At 42.4% G+C, this 16762-nt stretch carries 15 protein-coding genes and 1 pseudogene; 10 read left to right on the top strand and 6 right to left on the bottom strand.

All coding sequences use genetic code 11. The annotated features are described in order from the left end of the window. The 5 genes from ctlX to JWQ85_RS12450 all read left to right on the top strand — a co-directional run. Nucleotides 1-719, top strand: a 719-nt coding sequence (ctlX, locus tag JWQ85_RS12470; RefSeq protein ID WP_299468397.1) for a citrulline utilization hydrolase CtlX, incomplete at its 5' end; no start/stop codon positions are given. A 117-nt stretch (nucleotides 720-836) separates the two neighbouring features. Beyond that, nucleotides 837-1283, top strand: a complete 447-nt coding sequence (locus JWQ85_RS12465) for a DUF1572 family protein (RefSeq protein ID WP_299468395.1) — start codon at nucleotides 837-839, stop codon at nucleotides 1281-1283. Between the two features lie 142 nt (nucleotides 1284-1425). Continuing rightward, nucleotides 1426-1998 carry a helix-turn-helix domain-containing protein gene (locus JWQ85_RS12460; RefSeq protein WP_299468393.1) on the top strand — a complete coding sequence of 191 codons (573 nt, stop codon included), beginning with the start codon at nucleotides 1426-1428 and terminating at the stop codon, nucleotides 1996-1998. 451 nt (nucleotides 1999-2449) lie between these two features. Further along, nucleotides 2450-2965 (top strand): protease, encoded by a 516-nt coding sequence (locus JWQ85_RS12455; RefSeq protein ID WP_299468391.1) that lies wholly within the window; start codon nucleotides 2450-2452, stop codon nucleotides 2963-2965. A 447-nt stretch (nucleotides 2966-3412) separates the two neighbouring features. After that, on the top strand, nucleotides 3413-4807 hold the full coding sequence (locus JWQ85_RS12450) for an arginine decarboxylase (RefSeq protein WP_299468389.1): 1395 nt from the start codon (nucleotides 3413-3415) through the stop codon (nucleotides 4805-4807). 119 nt (nucleotides 4808-4926) lie between these two features. Here the strand turns inward: JWQ85_RS12450 and JWQ85_RS12445 are convergent, their stop codons facing one another. Further along, nucleotides 4927-7743, bottom strand: coding sequence for a hypothetical protein (locus JWQ85_RS12445; RefSeq protein WP_299468387.1), 2817 nt, complete (start codon nucleotides 7741-7743; stop codon nucleotides 4927-4929). A 261-nt stretch (nucleotides 7744-8004) separates the two neighbouring features. Here JWQ85_RS12445 and hscA point away from each other — a divergent pair, with 261 nt between their 5' ends. The 3 genes from hscA to JWQ85_RS12430 all read left to right on the top strand — a co-directional run bounded on the left by hscA (nucleotide 8005) and on the right by JWQ85_RS12430 (nucleotide 11738). Beyond that, entirely contained in the window at nucleotides 8005-9870 is a 1866-nt protein-coding gene (gene hscA, locus JWQ85_RS12440; protein ID WP_299468385.1) for a Fe-S protein assembly chaperone HscA, read from the top strand. Nucleotides 9871-10062: 192 nt separating this feature from the next. Further along, nucleotides 10063-10650 carry a Crp/Fnr family transcriptional regulator gene (locus tag JWQ85_RS12435; RefSeq protein WP_299468383.1) on the top strand — a complete coding sequence of 196 codons (588 nt, stop codon included), beginning with the start codon at nucleotides 10063-10065 and terminating at the stop codon, nucleotides 10648-10650. 65 nt (nucleotides 10651-10715) lie between these two features. Further along, on the top strand, nucleotides 10716-11738 hold the full coding sequence (locus JWQ85_RS12430) for a hypothetical protein (protein ID WP_299468381.1): 1023 nt from the start codon (nucleotides 10716-10718) through the stop codon (nucleotides 11736-11738). Between the two features lie 170 nt (nucleotides 11739-11908). Here the strand turns inward: JWQ85_RS12430 and JWQ85_RS12425 are convergent, their stop codons facing one another. Next, the gene (locus JWQ85_RS12425) at nucleotides 11909-12199 is read right to left on the bottom strand and encodes a hypothetical protein (protein WP_299468379.1); all 291 of its coding nucleotides are present in this window, start codon (nucleotides 12197-12199) and stop codon (nucleotides 11909-11911) included. Between the two features lie 90 nt (nucleotides 12200-12289). Between JWQ85_RS12425 and JWQ85_RS12420 the strand changes: the two genes are divergently transcribed. Beyond that, complete coding sequence (locus JWQ85_RS12420) at nucleotides 12290-13438, top strand: hypothetical protein (RefSeq protein ID WP_299468377.1); 1149 nt, start codon at nucleotides 12290-12292, stop codon at nucleotides 13436-13438. Here JWQ85_RS12420 and JWQ85_RS12415 read toward each other — a convergent pair. The 3 genes from JWQ85_RS12415 to JWQ85_RS12405 form a co-directional block, all read right to left on the bottom strand. Then, entirely contained in the window at nucleotides 13435-14019 is a 585-nt protein-coding gene (locus tag JWQ85_RS12415; protein WP_299468375.1) for a riboflavin synthase, read from the bottom strand. The genes JWQ85_RS12420 and JWQ85_RS12415 overlap by 4 nt on opposite strands. A 110-nt stretch (nucleotides 14020-14129) precedes the next feature. Further along, complete coding sequence (locus JWQ85_RS12410; RefSeq protein ID WP_299468373.1) at nucleotides 14130-14876, bottom strand: hypothetical protein; 747 nt, start codon at nucleotides 14874-14876, stop codon at nucleotides 14130-14132. Between the two features lie 152 nt (nucleotides 14877-15028). Further along, a complete protein-coding gene (locus JWQ85_RS12405; protein WP_299468371.1) occupies nucleotides 15029-15526 on the bottom strand; it encodes an SRPBCC domain-containing protein in 498 nt (165 codons plus the stop codon). Between the two features lie 86 nt (nucleotides 15527-15612). On the opposite strand from JWQ85_RS12405, the gene JWQ85_RS12400 reads away from it, so the two are divergent. Further along, a complete protein-coding gene (locus JWQ85_RS12400; protein ID WP_299468369.1) occupies nucleotides 15613-16068 on the top strand; it encodes an NUDIX domain-containing protein in 456 nt (151 codons plus the stop codon). Nucleotides 16069-16202: 134 nt separating this feature from the next. Here JWQ85_RS12400 and JWQ85_RS12395 read toward each other — a convergent pair. Beyond that, a pseudogene (locus JWQ85_RS12395) lies at nucleotides 16203-16762 on the bottom strand (biotin carboxylase); the annotation flags it as partial.

Below are 16762 nucleotides of genomic sequence, written 5' to 3'. Positions count from 1 at the left end.
TTGAGCCGCATACCCCCGATTCCATCTTCCCGAACAACTGGGTATCTTTTCATGATAATGGCGATATCTTCCTCTACCCTATGCAGGCCGAGAACCGCCGACTGGAGCGCAGGGAGGACATCATACGTCAGCTGGAAGATAACTTTAAGGCCAATCATGTTATTGATTTGAGTCGTTTTGAGGCAAAGAACCAGTTTTTGGAAGGCACCGGCAGTATGGTGCTGGATAGGGAGAATAAAATAGCCTATGCCTGCCTGTCGCCCCGTACCAATGCCGAAGTATTGACAGCCTTTTGCGATTATACCGGCTATACGGCCGTAACTTTTGATGCTTTCGACCAAAACGGACAAGCCATTTACCATACCAACGTGCTCATGGCCATTGGCAGTAAATTCGCGGTGGTCTGTTTAGATAGCATCGCCAATATATCTGAAAAAGAGCAAGTTATTACATCATTAAAATCAACACATAAAGAGATCATTGATATTACCTTCGATCAGATGAACCACTTTGCCGGCAATATGCTGGAAGTGAAAAATTCCAATGGTGAAACATTAGTAGTGATGTCGCAAGCGGCTTTTATGTCATTAACCGCAGAGCAAAAGTCTACGTTAGAAAAGTACGGCAAATTAGTTTATGCAGATATTACTACCATTGAAACCAATGGCGGCGGCAGCGCAAGGTGTATGATGGCGGAGGTGCATTTGGAGGGATTATAGATTTGTTTCTCGCAAAGACGCTAAGACGCAGTTAAGTTTGGCTATCAATAACCTACCTTGCATCCTTAAACCCGACATATCTTCTTAGTAAAAACAGCAACAGGCCATACCAAATATATGATAAAAGATACGCTGAAAAACCTGATCATCCGCGACCTTGAAAAGTTAAAGGAGGAAATAGAAGCTTACCAAAACGAGGAAAAGCTTTGGTATATCGAAAAGAGCATATTAAATTCTGCCGGCAACCTTTGTTTACATTTGGTTGGTAACCTGAATACCTACATCGGTGCAGAATTTGGCAAAACCGGTTATATAAGGAACCGCGTAGATGAATTTGCGCTGAAAGATGTACCACGCGCAGAACTGGTGGATAAAATAGAAAAAACGATCGTGATGATCGGAAAAACCTTCGATATGATCTCAGAAGATCAGTTGAACAAAAAATACCCGGCCGAGATATTCTTAACAGACGCATCTACAGGACACTTTTTTGTTCACCTGGCGATGCACTTAGGCTACCATTTGGGGCAGATAAACTATCATCGTCGATTGCTGGATAATTGATTATTAATGAAGCTCAAATGCTGCCGCAAGCATTTGCAAGGATGAGGTAGTCATAGGATAAGCTTTGTCGTAAATATGACGTAAAGAAATCCCCTGCATAAAATCCAACCAAAAGTACATTTGTGCAATCATTATTATTTGAATGAAAAAAACCAATATTGCCCAAAACATCCGGAACCAACGTATACTTAAAGGTTTAAGTCAGGAAAAACTGGCAGAGCTTGCACAAATAAGCTTGAGGACTGTTCAGCGGATAGAAAACAACGAGACAGAACCAAGGGGCCATAGTCTACTACAGATTGCGACTGTTCTGAATACAACGCCTGAACATTTACATGCATCAATTACCCATCAGGGTGCAGTTTCTGTTAATCAAAATGATAGAATATATTTGACATTCTTGAGTCTCTCGGCATTAAGTTTTTTTATTTTCCCTATGCTTGGTATCCTAATTCCATTTGTGTTATGGATGATAAAGATAGGTCAAATCAAAAATATCGCACGTATAGCTAAACGGCTGATTCTTTTTGAAGTAATATGCTGTGTTGCACTTTATTTGATTATACTGGCTAAGATTATGCACTGGCCATTACCCGGTAATATGTTTGTATTTGTAGCAGTTGTATATGTTTTTAATTTAATGTTTATTCTGACGACTGCCCTTATAAATTGGCGCACACAAAATTTTTTCCGCTTTAGAAAGATTACTGAATAATTGTTTTTTGCTTGCGCAAGTGTGCCTTTACCATTCATGCCCTCGCCACTGGCAGCATGCGTGTCGCGTGTGATAATCCACGCCGCTTCGCCATTTAACTCACCTACGACTGCGCTACGCTGGTCGACCCTCTCTGCTTCGCAAAGAGGGTGAAGAATAATTGGTTTTTTAAACCCTCTTTCCGCACAGCGGAGAGAGGGTGGTCGAGCGAAGCAAAGACAGGGTGAGTCACCCCGCGTTAGGGATTGCAGCGGATACCGGCCCTGTGGCTAAAGCCTGTGCAGTATGAGCGTAAAGCCCGGGCCGCAGGCAACGCCATTATTCAGTTGGCAGTTTTTAGTTAGCAGGAGGCAGTACCTGTCCTGTGAGATACCTCGCCCATTATATAACGAATCAGAAATTAAACAACATTCCGCTGTTGCATTAGTTAATGTTGCAACGTATAATCAACATGAAAAACTATCAAATATTAGCCATTGCCCTTCTGGCACTATCTTCCTGCGGTGTTCGCACTAATCAACAGGCAGGACAACAAGCCGATTCTACCAAATCTGTAGCAGATACTGCAGCTATCGAAAAAACCCTTACTGCCGAGATGACAATTAAGGATACCATTAAAACCGGAGATTCTGTATTGTTAAAATTCACGGTAAAAAACAACACCGCCGATACCGCCCGCTTTTGCAAATGGCATACCCCGTTTGAACCCTTAATGAGTAAATACCTGGATATTACAGATGAAGCCGGGAACGAGGTAAACTACAAAGGCCCAATGGCTAAACGTATAATGCCGCCTCCCGCCAGCAGTTATCTTACCCTTAAAGCAAACGACAGTTTATCTGTTAATGCAGATCTGCTTAAAGCATACGCTATTGATAAACCTGCCAAATACACCATAACCTATAATAGTACCGGTGTAAGCGGACTCACGGTTAAAAAAAGTGTATCATTCGTGTATATCAAATAGGATTGTCAGTCTGAGTTTTAAAATCCGCAAGGCCTCTGAAGGTGCAATGACATGTCTTTGAAAAGCTGTGCAGCGTGACCGCTAATATCACAATGCATTTTGCCTGCGCCGGGTTTGGATTTAATGGTGACGTTATTTCGTCAGTAGCGTATTTTTAAATTAATCATTATCAGTTATTTACGAGTTAATAATGGTGTTCACGGCCGTGAACGTGAACACTTCTCACGCCATTACTAACAAATTGCCATGGGTAGCCTGTCGAAGACTTTATGAGCGATAATGCATATTCGTTAGTGGTTCGACAAGCTCACCATGACAGATTTATCAGAGCATCTTTGCCCTATTACTCTCCACCCAAAAAACAAATTACAATCCGACCATAAAATACACCCAACATTTTGGCAAGAAATCCGTTAAAAAATTACATTTTTGCCAAAATTTTAATAGATGCAGAGTTACCAGGAATTTCTTGATCTGAGTGTTGGTTTCCCACAGGATGGTTTCGAGATAATAGAGGATGAATTATACTTCCACGATTTAAACTTGATGGAAATGATTGAAACGTACGGTACCCCCCTACGCTTCACATATCTGCCCATTATCAGTAAAAAAATACAGCAGGCTAAGTTGCTTTTCCAACAGGCCATTATTAAAAATAATTATCGCGGTAGCTACAAGTACTGCTATTGCACCAAAAGCTCGCACTTTAAGCATATTGTAGAAGAAGCGCTGAAGAATGAGATCCACCTGGAAACATCGTCGGCTTTTGATATGCCAATGATTGACGCGTTGGAGAAAAAAGGCGCGGTAAGCAAGGATGTTACCGTTATATGCAACGGTTTTAAAACGTTCCAGTACAAGCAGTATATTATTGATATGCTGCACGATGGCTTCAAAAACATTATCCCGGTACTGGATAACAAAGAAGAGTTTAACCTGTACGATGACGAGGTGGAGATGGATACGCCATGTAACCTGGGGATCCGTATTGCGGCTGAAGAGCAGCCCGATTCACAATTTTATACTTCGCGCTTAGGTATCCGCATGGAAGATATCATCGATTTTTACCATAATAAGGTAGAAAACAACCCTAACTTCAACGTTAAGCTATTACACTTCTTCATTAACTCGGGTATATCTGATACCCCATATTACTGGAACGAGCTGGAGAAATACGTAACACTTTACTGCAAATTTAAAAAGATAAACCCTGCCCTTGATACACTTGATATTGGCGGCGGTATGCCTTTTAAAGATTCGCTGGTTTTCGATTTTGATTATGAATACATGATCAACGAGATAGTGAGCCGTATAAAAGAGATCTGCGCCGAAAACGATACCATGGAACCGGATATTATTACCGAGTTTGGTAAATATACCGTTGCCGAAGCTTCGGGCATTTTATATAAAGTATTGGGCCGAAAACAACAAAACGACCGCGAAAAATGGTTGATGCTGGATGGTTCTTTTATTACCAACCTGCCGGATGTTTGGGCGCTTAACCAAAAATACATTTTGCTACCCGTTAACAACTGGGACAGCGAATACGAGCGTGTTAACTTAGGCGGTATTACTTGCGACGGACAGGATTATTACAACCAGGAAGCGCATATGAACAGTGTGTTTATGCCAAAAACCCGTAAGGTGCAATACCTGGGCTTTTTTAACACCGGCGCCTACCAGGAAGTATTAAGCGGTTACGGTGGCATCCATCATTGCCTGCTGCCATCGCCTAAGCATGTTATCATCCGCAGAAACAGGGATGAAACTTTCAATTTTGAGGTATTTGGCGAGGAACAAAACAGTAAACAGGTATTAAAAATTCTGGGTTATACTACCTAAGATACTTCGACTTGATGATATACAAAGCACTGCTATATAGCGGTGCTTTTTTGTTGATATCCTTGCGCTCGTCTGCGACGAGTGCTTAAATGGTTCGGCATCTTGTAATGCCTCTACACCTAAAATATACTCACCGGCAGCACTATCTCTATCCTGTTTCGGCCGCTGCCGCCAAAAATGTCGTTATCTAACAAACGGCTGTACCGTACACCAAATGATACCGCCCCCTGGTTAAACCATTTAGTATCAAAAAATAAGGCCGCCCCTGCTGATCTGAAATTCGCTTTAAATTCACTGCCATCGGTATAAAAGTTATAGGCAGTAGCGTGTGTTTGTTCGTAAAAAACATTTCCGCGCAGTCGTAAGATATATAGCAGGTTGGCCACACCAGCATCGGGGTAAGCAATTGGGAAATGATAGCTTACCGCCACCTTATTCATGTCATCAAGGTTTTCGGCGGTGTAACCATGCGAGAAAGGAAAATCGTTTGAAAAACCTATACCATTGTTTTGCCCCCTGTGTTGATAAGCACCGCTTACTACAAAGCTATGGTTAACAGCTAAACCCGGGAAGTAAAAGGTGCCGGTAGTCAGCAATTGGTTAGCATCCCGGCCGGCAATGGCTGTTTTATAATTAACGCTGATGCTTTGCGCGAAGTGCGGATTAATATTTTGCTTAGCCTGTTGCGATTGATTCCTGAAACTGATGGTATTGCTCAGATAGGTATAATAACTATCCTTAAACATGCTGCGAAACGCCTCCTGGAAAGTATTACGGCTATAATACACACTACTACTTAATGATAATGCCGTTGAATATTTACCAACCGAAAGATCTAAGGGTACCTGCAAGCCGGCATGTATAGCGGTTTCGTTATAGTAAATGCTGTTGCCGTTGTAAAAACCGCGGCGGTCAAAAGTATAATCGGCACCGGCAAGTAGGTAAGGAAAAAACGCCCCGTACGCGGCTTCGTAACCTATTTGCTTGTAACCTTCATCGCGGTTATAGGTAAAGGTAAGCTGTGACTGGAAAGTATTTAATACGTTATTCCCAACCAACTGCAGAGAGTAATTAGGATCGTTAAGCGACGGGAAAATACTGTGAAAATTGAACAGGCCATGCAGCTTACTATAATTGGTGATAGGAAGCGAATCGGGTTTTACAGATGCCGATACATTGCTGGCGCTATCATTTTTAAGCACACTGATACCCATATCCGGCAGGGCCGAAAACGCTTGCGAATTATTTATAGGTATTAAGTGTATGTCGCTGCGCTTAACTTCATTTAACTGGTAGCCAAAAGCGGTAAAACCTGTCCATGCCAGCTTGTTTTGGTTGAGTGTGGATTGGTAGTATCCAATTGAGCCGTTTTTAGGCGTTTTCTGTACTTCAAAAAGGCGATTATTGGCTATTTCCAACGCAAATAAACGGTCATTTAACCCAGCAGTTTTGGTGAAGTAAACCCTATCGCCCTGCACCTGCGGAAAAGCGATCGGCTCAAAACTAAAGGGTAGCAGGTACCTGGTAGCTCCCGATTTAATGTCAACCAAAGCCAATGACATTTCGCCTTTGCTATTACGAACAGCCGAGATCAGTTTGCCATCCCCATAAAATTTAGGGTAGGTATAAAATAGGCCTGCAGTGTTAGGCAATGCGGCCAACAGCTTACCATCGGCAGCATTAAGCAAATGCAACTCGCTTTTGCCTGTTGGTGCAACCTGCACGGCTACAATAATTTTGCCATCGGCACTAAAGGCGGGCGAAAAATACTTTGTTTTACGGGTGATGCGATGCTCTTTACCCGTGTTTACATCAAGCACCACCAACTCGTTATAATTGCGGTATCCCCAGCGGATATCGGGCCGGTACGCGGCGTATACTATTTTACCATTATAGTAACTAAAAAAATTATCGGTGGTGATGCCCTGTACAGCTATAACCTTTTCCCTGCTACCTGTTTTTATAATAAATTGTGGTATGTGTTTGTAGGTCGTTTTAAGGTAGATAAGTGTACTATCGTTTACATAAGCGGGGTATTCGTGGTCAGCTATAAAGTGTTGGTTTTTATTGTCAGGCTTATCAGATTTGTCATTCTCAAATTGCTTTTTAAAGTGATTTAAAGCGGCATTTCTAAAGTTGGCATACTCTACACCCGTGTGCCTTTTAATAGCGCCTTGCAAGGGGAAAAACCCTGTATTGAATGCTGCTGCATCGTGCGTAACACCTTTCCAAAAGTCGTTACCGTATTGCTCGCGCCCGTAAGCTACCATCATATACCCCAACGGGTAATGGTTTGGTGTATAATCCCGGTAGGAGCCATTGCGCAGCTTCATCCAGCTATAATCCTTCCCTGCCGCCCATAACGACCGGTAACCGTTAAAGAAATAAGGCAACCGCCCCCTGCCCTGCTGACTTACCAGCGTTTCGTTATACACCGCATCTCCCTCAAAAAACCAGTCGGGTACCGATAGCGCGTTGGCCAGCGCCTGGCCGCCTTCACCAAAAATAACCCGCAGGCCGTGCGACAGGCCAACATTAAAGTTATTGTATTGCTGCACATGCCTAAACTCATGAATAGCCAGCTGCTCGGGCCATGGCAGGCTACCCACATCGAAGCTGTTTTGCCCGGCTGTTAAGTAAAACTCGCTGCGAAACGGCGCCAGGCCTACATAAGCGTTAGATATAGTGGTTTGGTTTTGCAGCACTATGCTCACCTGCCTTTGCTTGTAGCCAATAGTAGGTTGTATCAGGCGGTTCATGCGTTGTATGGTTTCGGCCACGCGTAACGCTGCAGAGTCCATCCCCTGCGAAAATATCACCCTGGCAACAGGTGTGTTCACCTGCTTCCACTTTATAGATGGCGGATTACCGCCAAACTGCTGTGCATAAGTAAATGTGGCGGTAAAAAGTAGTAGTGGCAGCAGCAGTCGTTTCATTATGGGATGAAAGTAAATAATCTAAATCAGAATTTTCAGGATTTAACAATTTTCAGAATCACATTCATACTAACGGATAATTGCGTTAGGGGATTGCAGCAGATACCGGCCCGTGGCTAAGGCCCGTGCGCGTATGAGTGTAAAGCCCGGCCGCAGGCAACGCCCACATCACCAATAAATCCCGGTTCAACCAAAATCCGAAATCCATATGACACTCCATCCCTTAAAACTAAGTACATTTGCGCTTTGTTATAATTTACTATGGCTAAAGTTTCCATCAACCTGGCAACAGGTTCAATACAAAAAGAAGATATTATTGTAGGTATAGACCTGGGTACTACAAACTCGTTGGTTGCTTTTATCGACCCGGATAAAAACCCGAAGGTGATAAACGATACCGGCAAAGGCGTTTTGGTGCCTTCTGTTGTCCATTTTGGCGCAGCGGGTGATATTACAGTGGGTAACGAAGCAAAAGGTTTCCTGATAACCGACCCACAGAATACCGTATTTTCCGTTAAGCGTTTACTGGGGCGCTCGTATGCCGACGTAAAAAATTATCAGAACTTTTTCTCGTATAAAATCATTGACGACGACAGCGAAAACCTTGTAAAAATTAAGGTTGGCGATAAGTTTTATAACCCTATCGAGCTTTCGGGCCTGATATTAAAGGAATTGAAAGAACGTGCCGAGCATGCCCTTAAAACCCCGGTTAACCGTGCGGTGATAACCGTGCCTGCTTATTTTAACGATTCGCAGCGCCAGGCAACCCGCGATGCCGGTAAACTGGCCGGACTTGACGTATTACGTATTGTAAACGAACCTACCGCAGCCAGCCTTGCCTACGGCATTGGCTTAAACCCCGAAGAGACAAAAACCATTGCTGTATACGATTTGGGCGGTGGCACCTTTGATGTTTCTATCCTACAGATTCAAAATGGCATTTTCGAAGTACTATCTACCAACGGCGACACCTTTTTAGGTGGTGATGATTTTGACCGTGCCATTGCCGACTATTGGATAGAAAAAAACAACATAGATAAAGCCGAACTGGCTAACAACCGCGAGCTTACCCAGGAACTTCGCCTAAAAGCCGAAGAAGCCAAGAAAGCATTTGCGCATCAAAGTATTTTTAACGAAAAGATAGGCGATATCTGGTGCACTATAGACCGTAATACCTTTGAAGAACTGATATTACCAAAAGTACAGCAAACTATTACTGCCTGCCAAAATGCGTTAAAAGATGCAAAACTGACCACCGCCGATATTGATGAAGTAGTAATGGTTGGCGGAAGTACCCGCACAGCGCTGGTTAAAAAGATGGTGGCCGAGTTTTTTGGTCGCCCGGTGCATGATGGCATTAACCCAGACGAAGTTGTTGCCCTTGGTGCCGCTATACAGGCCGATGTTTTGGCCGGTAACCGCAGCGATATTTTACTGCTTGATGTTACCCCGTTATCCTTAGGTATCGAAACTATGGGTGGCTTGATGGATACCATTATCCCCCGTAACTCCAAGATCCCTACTAAGGCTGGCCGACAATACACTACATCGAAAGATGGCCAGGTAAACATGAAGATAGCCGTTTACCAGGGCGAACGCGACTTGATCAGCGAAAACCGTAAACTGGCCGAGTTTGAGCTGAAAGGAATCCCTGCTATGCCTGCCGGTTTCCCTAAGGTAGATATCAACTTTATACTGAATGCCGATGGCATATTAAAAATACAGGCCATTGAATTACGCAGCGGCGTTAAACAGGAAGTTGAAGTAAAACCGGCTTATGGTATTACCGATGACCTGGTTGAACAAATGCTGATGGACAGCATCACCCATGCTAAAGATGATGTGAGCGCCCGTATGCTGATAGAGGCTAAAACTGAAGCCGAGCAAATGGTGTACACCGTTGAGCGTTTCCTGGAAAAGAATGGCCAGTTATTAACTACTGAAGAAGTAACCGAAACGCATATCCAGTTAGAAGCCCTTAAAGCTGCCCTAAGCACCGGTGATAAAGACCTTATCCACGCCAAAATTGATGAGCTGAATAACTTTACCCGCCCCTTTGCCGAGCGTGTAATGGATGTAGCTATTAGTACAGCGATGAAGGGGAAAAGCATAGGCGGTGAGGAATAATTAATAATCAGGTATCAATATGGCGTTGCCTGCGGCCCAGGCTTTATGCTCATACTGCACAGGCATTAGCCACGGGCCGGTATCCGCTTCAATCCCTAACGCGGATTTCTGAATCATGATTTTTTGATTAAAGGATCGGCTTGATTTCTTATCTTGTAATCTTAAATCCTTAAATCAAGGTTCAGAAAAAAAATGCCATCCACCCAAAACCCCTACCACCAACTCCAACAATTCATCAGCGCTGCAATGCCTATTGATGATGAGCAACTGGATATCTTCTGCAAAAAATTCAGGCATAAAACTACCAAGCGTAACGAGATACTGCTGCAAGCCGGCGATATAGCCCCTTATATCTATTTTGTAAACTCGGGTTGTTTACGGGTGTTTATGCTGGATGTGAACGGCAAAGAATCTACTCGATTCCTGGTAACCGAAGGCCGTTTTGGTACTGCTTTCCCCAGTTTTAATTTACAGGAACCATCGCTGGCAGCTATACAAAGTATTGAGCCAAGTGATGTGCTTTACATTAGTCAGCACGATTTTCATGCGCTGCTGGATACCTTTCCTGGTTGGGAGCATGTATACCGTATAAGTTTAGAGAAAGATTATATAGCCTCTATAAAGCGTATTGAAAGCCTTATTACCATGGATGCCAAACAGCGTTACCAATTGCTGATGGAAACCAGCCCTACCCTCATACAAAGACTGCCATCAAAAATCATTGCCGATTACCTGGGCATATCGCAGGAAACCCTGAGTCGCCTGAAATCAAAAAGGTAAATTATTGACATTTGTCAATAAGCCACTGGTTTTAAATAACTTGCTTTGTGTATCAAATAAGAATCATGCAAGCAAAACATATCCTCTTAATATTATTACTGCTGCCGGCATCGGTATTTGCCCAAACGCTTATTGGCGAGCAAACTTTTCGTTATAACGATACCGCACGCAAACGCCCCCTAATTACCGAGATCTGGTATCCAACAACAAATAATAGTAAGGCACCTGCACTTAAGCAAGATTTCCCTTTTCTGCATGAACCTACAGTAAGGAACGCAAACCTCCCTTCCGGAAAACACCCGCTTATTATGATCTCGCATGGTACAGGCGGTGGTCGCATGACTATGGAGTGGCTGGCAGATATGCTTGTTAAGCAAGGTTTCATAGTAGCGGCGGTGGATCATTGGGGTAATACGTACGATAATAAAATAGCTATTAACTTTGTAACGCCGTGGCAGCGGGCGCAGGATATCAGCTTTGTGCTAACCCAATTATTGAACAACCCCAAATTTGATAAGGTGATAGATCGTCAGCACATCGGCGCGGCCGGATTCTCTATCGGTGGTTATACCGTTGTTGCTTTGGCCGGGGCTAAATTAGACCTAAAGGCTATGAACGACTTTACTAATACCTCGCAGGGATTAAAAGAGATCACCATACCAGAGTTCCCCAATTTAAAAGATGTTTTGGATGAGAAAGAAGTTGAGGCATCATTTGTAAAAAGCCCTCCTTTAAAAGATAAGAGGATAAAAGCGGTGTTTAGCATTTGCCCTGCAATTGGGCAAGGGTTTGTTAAGCAAAGCCAGTTTAAAGATGTGGATATACCCATGTTTATTGTAGGTGCCCAAAGTGATAGTATTGCCCCTGTTAAAACCAATGCGGCGCATTACCACCAGTTAATGCCCAAATCAAAGCTTTTTATAGTCTTCGGGAAGGCAGCCCATTATGTTTTCCTTAATGAAGCCATACCCGAGATAAAGAAAACCGGCGGTGTGATATTTAATGATGACCCTTCTATTGATCGGCATGCGGTACATGAATTGGTTGGAGATATGGCTGTAAAGTTTTTTAAAGAGAGTTTGAGGTAATATTCCAGCCTCACCCTGCCCTCTCCAAAGGTGAGGGTTCTGATTGGCCTCCTCAAGTCCTCTCCTTTGGAGAGGATTTAGGTGAGGCTTCAGAGCCACTTCGGAATGAAGCAAAGTTTGTAAACAAAAAAAGCCCCTATCCGGGGCTTCTCTTTTCAAAAATTGTAAGTTTACAATTTGTTTATTTCTTCCTGTTCTTTTAATGCCGAGATGTTGTTCTTGCTGCTATACTCATCGGTTTGGCTGGCAAAATCCTGTAGTATGCTGGCAATAGTATCAAGGTTATCGGTAACACGCTGGTGCATATCAGGCAGGTCTTTTTCCAGTCTCTTATTGGCCAGGTCAAAATTGTCCACTTCGATCTTAGCTAATTTGGTGATGATAGCCTGCTGACTATTCTTTAAATCTTCTAATTCATGGACAATCTTTTCCATCAATTCAAATTTCCGTATCTTATCCATAGGTATCTTATTTTATTTATATCTACAACCATAAGAATGCCAAATTGTTTAAAATTTGGAAATATCACATATAACTAATAACTTAGTTATATGAAATCTATCCTCTATCTTCTGATCTTTTGCCTTTCATCAATAGGCGCTTTTGCGCAACAAACCAGTAAGGTTGATGACGCTTTATTGTTAGATTATTACCAGAACCAGCGTTTTACCGAAGCTGCTGATTATTTGAAGCAGGCATACGCCGAACCTATAATCAATACCAAAGCATTAGGCCAGCTGGCCTATACATCAAACATGGCTGGCCGCCTGGCCGATGCAGAAAACTATTATCAGCGAATCTATAATATAGATTCTACAAACACACCTGTGCTTTATAGCCTCGGCGGGCTAAACATGCGCAGAGGGAATATAATCAAGGCAGAAACGTATTATAAGTGCATTATAGCCCGAGATACCACCAACTTTATGGTTTACAAGCAACTGGCGCAGATAAGCCACGATAAAAATGAACTTACATCATTTATATTTTACCTGCAAAAGGCCAATCACCTTAACCCTGCCGAACCAGATATAGCATCAGACCTAAGCGATATTTATGTGAACATGAAATTTAACGGACAGGCGGAGAAGGTTTTAAGCGCGGCCATTGCCGCCGATCCGGAGAATATTATATTGCTAAACAGCCTGATGAAGCTGCAATACGCCCAAAAGAAATGGCCCGAAACTATTAATACCTGCTTAAAGCTGGTTGATTATGGTAACCAGTCGGGCCAGGTGTTAACCAAACTTGGGGTTGCTTATTATAATACCAAAAACTACGATTGCAGTATATCCACTTTTATGGCGATGGATGAGATAGCCCGTAACGAAACCAGTTATTATTACACCGCATTAGGCTATAAGGCGTTAAAAGATCAAAACATGGCTATATTTTATCTGCAGAAAGCCATCACTGAAGGTATATCTCCAAATACCGGCGCATATTACGGTGAAATGGCAGATAGTAACGAGAAACTTTACCGATACAAAAAAGCGGTAACAGCTTACCAAAAAAGCCTGCAGTTTGATGAAACGCCACTGATATATTATTCGCTGGCGAACCTTTATGATACTAATCTTAAAGACAAGAAAAGCGCTGTTAAGTATTACAAGAAATATCTGGCAGGCAAGCCCCCTATTGATAAGCAAAAAAGCTTTATTGATTATTCAAAAAGCAGGGTTGCAGTATTAAACCGTTAGCGGTTCATTAAGCGGGCAACATACTTGCCTATAATATCAAATTCCAGGTTTACCACAGAACCTTCGCGCACATTATGCAGGTTGGTATGCTCAAAGGTGTAAGGTATTATAGCTACCGAAAAGTAATTAGGGCCGGAGTTTACTACTGTAAGGCTAATGCCGTTTACGCAAATGGAGCCTTTTTCTACGGTAACGTTTCCTAAGGCTGCATCATATTCAAAGGTATATTCCCAGCTGCCATCCAATTCGGTAAATTTTGTACAGGTGGCGGTTTGGTCAACATGCCCCTGAACAATGTGGCCATCCAGCCGGGCGTTCATTTGCATGCAGCGTTCCAGGTTTACAGGTTCGCCAACTTTTAAGTGGCCTATGCTGGTTTTGTTCAGCGTTTCTTCAATAGCGGTAACCGTGTGCGTACCATCGGCTAAAGCAATAACCGTTAAGCAAACGCCATTATGCGCCACCGACTGGTCTATTTTCAACTCTTGTGCAATACTTGATGTCACGGTGATATGCAGGTTGCCCTGCTCCTGTCGCAAATCGGTTACTTTTCCTAAAGCTTCAATGATTCCTGTAAACATATGGTTGCAAAAATACAGATTTTTGAGTATGCTGTATGTTATCGTACCATCATAAAAAAAGCGAATAACTTTAGGTTATCCGCTTTTTTAGTTTTTATGTAGGGTATATACTATAGTATTTCAACATTAAATACTTTTCCATCAAATGACACTTTAGCTTTATGATTGCCCAAAAACTCAATAGCACCGGCATAATTAAAGTCCCTTCCTGCATTAGTGCCATGTGAAACAAAAGTTGCTTTACCCGCAGTAATATCAAAAGGCCTTGATGATGAATCTACGATCAAACCGGTTAATACATAAGCATTGTTTTGAACCATTGATTCGCCATCTTTTTTTGTAAACGTTTTAACAATCGAAGTTTGGTTACCATCAACCTGCATTTTTGCAAATTCAGGCGCTAAAGCTTTAAGTGTATAATTTTCTTTAACGGTTAAATCATAGGTATTAAATGGGTTAAAACCTGTGTTTACATAGCTGCCGGTATAAGTGTAACCGTTAGGCTGGTTATTTGCACCACAGCTTATCACAAATTTATTTGAACCCGTCATAACATCTTTAATGGAGTCCCCTTTGGTATAAATATTATTATAGGGTTGCTCAATATACTGGCCGCAGGTAAGATCGTTAACCTTTTTGCCATTACGCACACTATTTATCACAGGTAAACCTGTTAAGCTGCTTTGGCTGGTAATGGTATTGGCAAATGACTTATAAAGGTTAACAGCAATTTTAGTAGCGATATCAGCACTGTCGTTTTTTGCTGTAGATGTGGTATCCTTTTTACAAGATGAGTAAGATAACACTGCGGTTGCTAATAAAGCTATAACAGCTATCGATCTAAATTTGGTAATCATAAAATGGTGATAAGATTAATTATTTAAGCCAAAAGTACTTCATTTATAATCGTTTATACAAAAAAAATTTCAATTACCTTAAACAAAATCCACCATAAAGAAACACGAAAGATTAGTGTAATAAAGTTGTCTTTAACTTAAAAAGTTGCGCCTTACTTAAAACAACTGGTTAATTCAACTCTTTTATTTCGCAGGTCCTTACCACCCTCCATAACCGATTTTAGATTAGCCAGGTAAAAAGTCCATCCTATTTGGCATTGTACCAGCAAATTTTTCTCCGGATCGCTCTCTTGCGGAATATCCTGCTGTTCCAGTTCTATGATGGTTAACCCGTGGCGGGTAGATAATGAAACACTCACAATACTATCGCCCGTAAAACTAAATTTTAAAAAATCCTGGCCATTAGCTTCCAGTATCTGCCCTTTTTGCACAACCTCATTACCGTAACCATGCCAATACCAAGTGTATGTATCCTCCTTTGATATTTGCTCATTGGCGGTACGCAGGCGCATAGGCACGGTATAAAAATCTGCTTTACGCAGAAACCATTTTTCCAATCCGGCTGGGGTAGACCAGGCCAGGTACAAGCTGCGCATATCAACATTGTAATCGCCACAAAGCTTAAATTTTTTCCAGCGGGTGTCTTCCATAGCAATAAGGTTAAATACAGAAATCTATTACTATAAAACTAACTATAATACTTTGTGTTTTGCTAATTTGCCATTAAAACAATTTTATGCCAAAGCAAAGCGCGGGGATACTATTATACAGATTGACAGACGGTTTACTACAGGTTTTCCTTGTGCACCCCGGCGGGCCATTCTTTCGTAAAAAGGATGATGGGGCGTGGTCTATCCCCAAAGGCGAATACATTGATGGGGAAGAGCCACTTTCCGCAGCACAGCGCGAGTTTGAAGAAGAAACCGGCCAACCCATTAACGGTAACTTTATAAAACTGCAACCAATAAAGCAAAAAAGCGGCAAAGTAGTACATGCATGGGCTGTTGAAGGCGATTTAGATCCCGAAAAAATTGTTAGCAATCTCTTCGAAATAGAATGGCCGCCAAAATCAGGCAAGAAAACAAGTTTCCCCGAAATTGACCGTGCCGGTTGGTTTACTGTGGATACAGCAAAGGTAAAGATCATCCCCGGACAAGTGGCATTGATTGAGGAACTGGAGGGTTTGGTGTAGTCTGAACCGGGATGAAGCGGATTAGTGAAATATATAGGATTTAGGACTGGTGATGAACGAGCGGTGGCCTGACAGAAAAACAGGCCAAAAAACTGGAAATCAGCGCCTTGATTGTTGTTTTTTTTCTCTTGGCTCTATCCTCTCCTATTCCTAACCCAATTACTCTCTACCACTCCGGCTGTTTCAGCAAAGGCAACCTTTTTAGCGCTTAATAACTTCTCCATGATCAATGTCGCTATTAATGCTTCCTCTTCGGTACCAGTTTGCAGGGATTTGGGGGTGAAATATTTTTTAACAAAGTGTGTATCAAAATTGCCCGATGTAAAAGCTTCATGCTGCATTACAAACCTGCCGAAGCTTAACGTCGTGGTAATACCTGTAATATTATATTCATCAATAGCACGTATCATACGCTCAATAGCTTCTGTACGATCTTTACCATAAGTAATGAGTTTGGCTATCATTGGGTCATAATAGATAGGGATCTCCATACCTTGTTCAAAGCCATCATCAACCCTAACGCCCGGGCCCTTAGGGGTAACGTAGGTTTGCAGTGTGCCTATATCTGGTAAAAAGTTATTGTCGGGGTCTTCCGCATAAACGCGCAGCTCAAGGGCGTGGCCTTGTATTTTCAGATCTTCCTGCTTAAAGCTGATAGCTTCGCCACGGGCAATACGGATCTGCTCCTTTACCA

The organism is Mucilaginibacter sp., assembly GCF_028288105.1.
In the GTDB taxonomy this organism is placed as follows: Bacteria; Bacteroidota; Bacteroidia; order Sphingobacteriales; family Sphingobacteriaceae; genus Mucilaginibacter.
Note: the sequence above shows the minus strand (reverse complement) of the source record. Positions and strands in the feature narration are given on the sequence as shown.

Coding starts and splice junctions, on each gene's coding strand:
- JWQ85_RS12425 (WP_299468379.1), bottom strand. CDS start 12,199: ATGGATAAGATACGGAAATTTGAATTGATGGAAAAGATTGTCCATGAA.
- JWQ85_RS12455 (WP_299468391.1), top strand. CDS start 2,450: ATGAAAAACTATCAAATATTAGCCATTGCCCTTCTGGCACTATCTTCC.
- JWQ85_RS12460 (WP_299468393.1), top strand. CDS start 1,426: ATGAAAAAAACCAATATTGCCCAAAACATCCGGAACCAACGTATACTT.
- JWQ85_RS12435 (WP_299468383.1), top strand. CDS start 10,063: ATGCCATCCACCCAAAACCCCTACCACCAACTCCAACAATTCATCAGC.
- JWQ85_RS12450 (WP_299468389.1), top strand. CDS start 3,413: ATGCAGAGTTACCAGGAATTTCTTGATCTGAGTGTTGGTTTCCCACAG.
- JWQ85_RS12445 (WP_299468387.1), bottom strand. CDS start 7,743: ATGAAACGACTGCTGCTGCCACTACTACTTTTTACCGCCACATTTACT.
- JWQ85_RS12405 (WP_299468371.1), bottom strand. CDS start 15,526: ATGGAAGACACCCGCTGGAAAAAATTTAAGCTTTGTGGCGATTACAAT.
- hscA (WP_299468385.1), top strand. CDS start 8,005: ATGGCTAAAGTTTCCATCAACCTGGCAACAGGTTCAATACAAAAAGAA.
- JWQ85_RS12430 (WP_299468381.1), top strand. CDS start 10,716: ATGCAAGCAAAACATATCCTCTTAATATTATTACTGCTGCCGGCATCG.
- JWQ85_RS12400 (WP_299468369.1), top strand. CDS start 15,613: ATGCCAAAGCAAAGCGCGGGGATACTATTATACAGATTGACAGACGGT.
- JWQ85_RS12420 (WP_299468377.1), top strand. CDS start 12,290: ATGAAATCTATCCTCTATCTTCTGATCTTTTGCCTTTCATCAATAGGC.
- JWQ85_RS12415 (WP_299468375.1), bottom strand. CDS start 14,019: ATGTTTACAGGAATCATTGAAGCTTTAGGAAAAGTAACCGATTTGCGA.
- JWQ85_RS12410 (WP_299468373.1), bottom strand. CDS start 14,876: ATGATTACCAAATTTAGATCGATAGCTGTTATAGCTTTATTAGCAACC.
- JWQ85_RS12465 (WP_299468395.1), top strand. CDS start 837: ATGATAAAAGATACGCTGAAAAACCTGATCATCCGCGACCTTGAAAAG.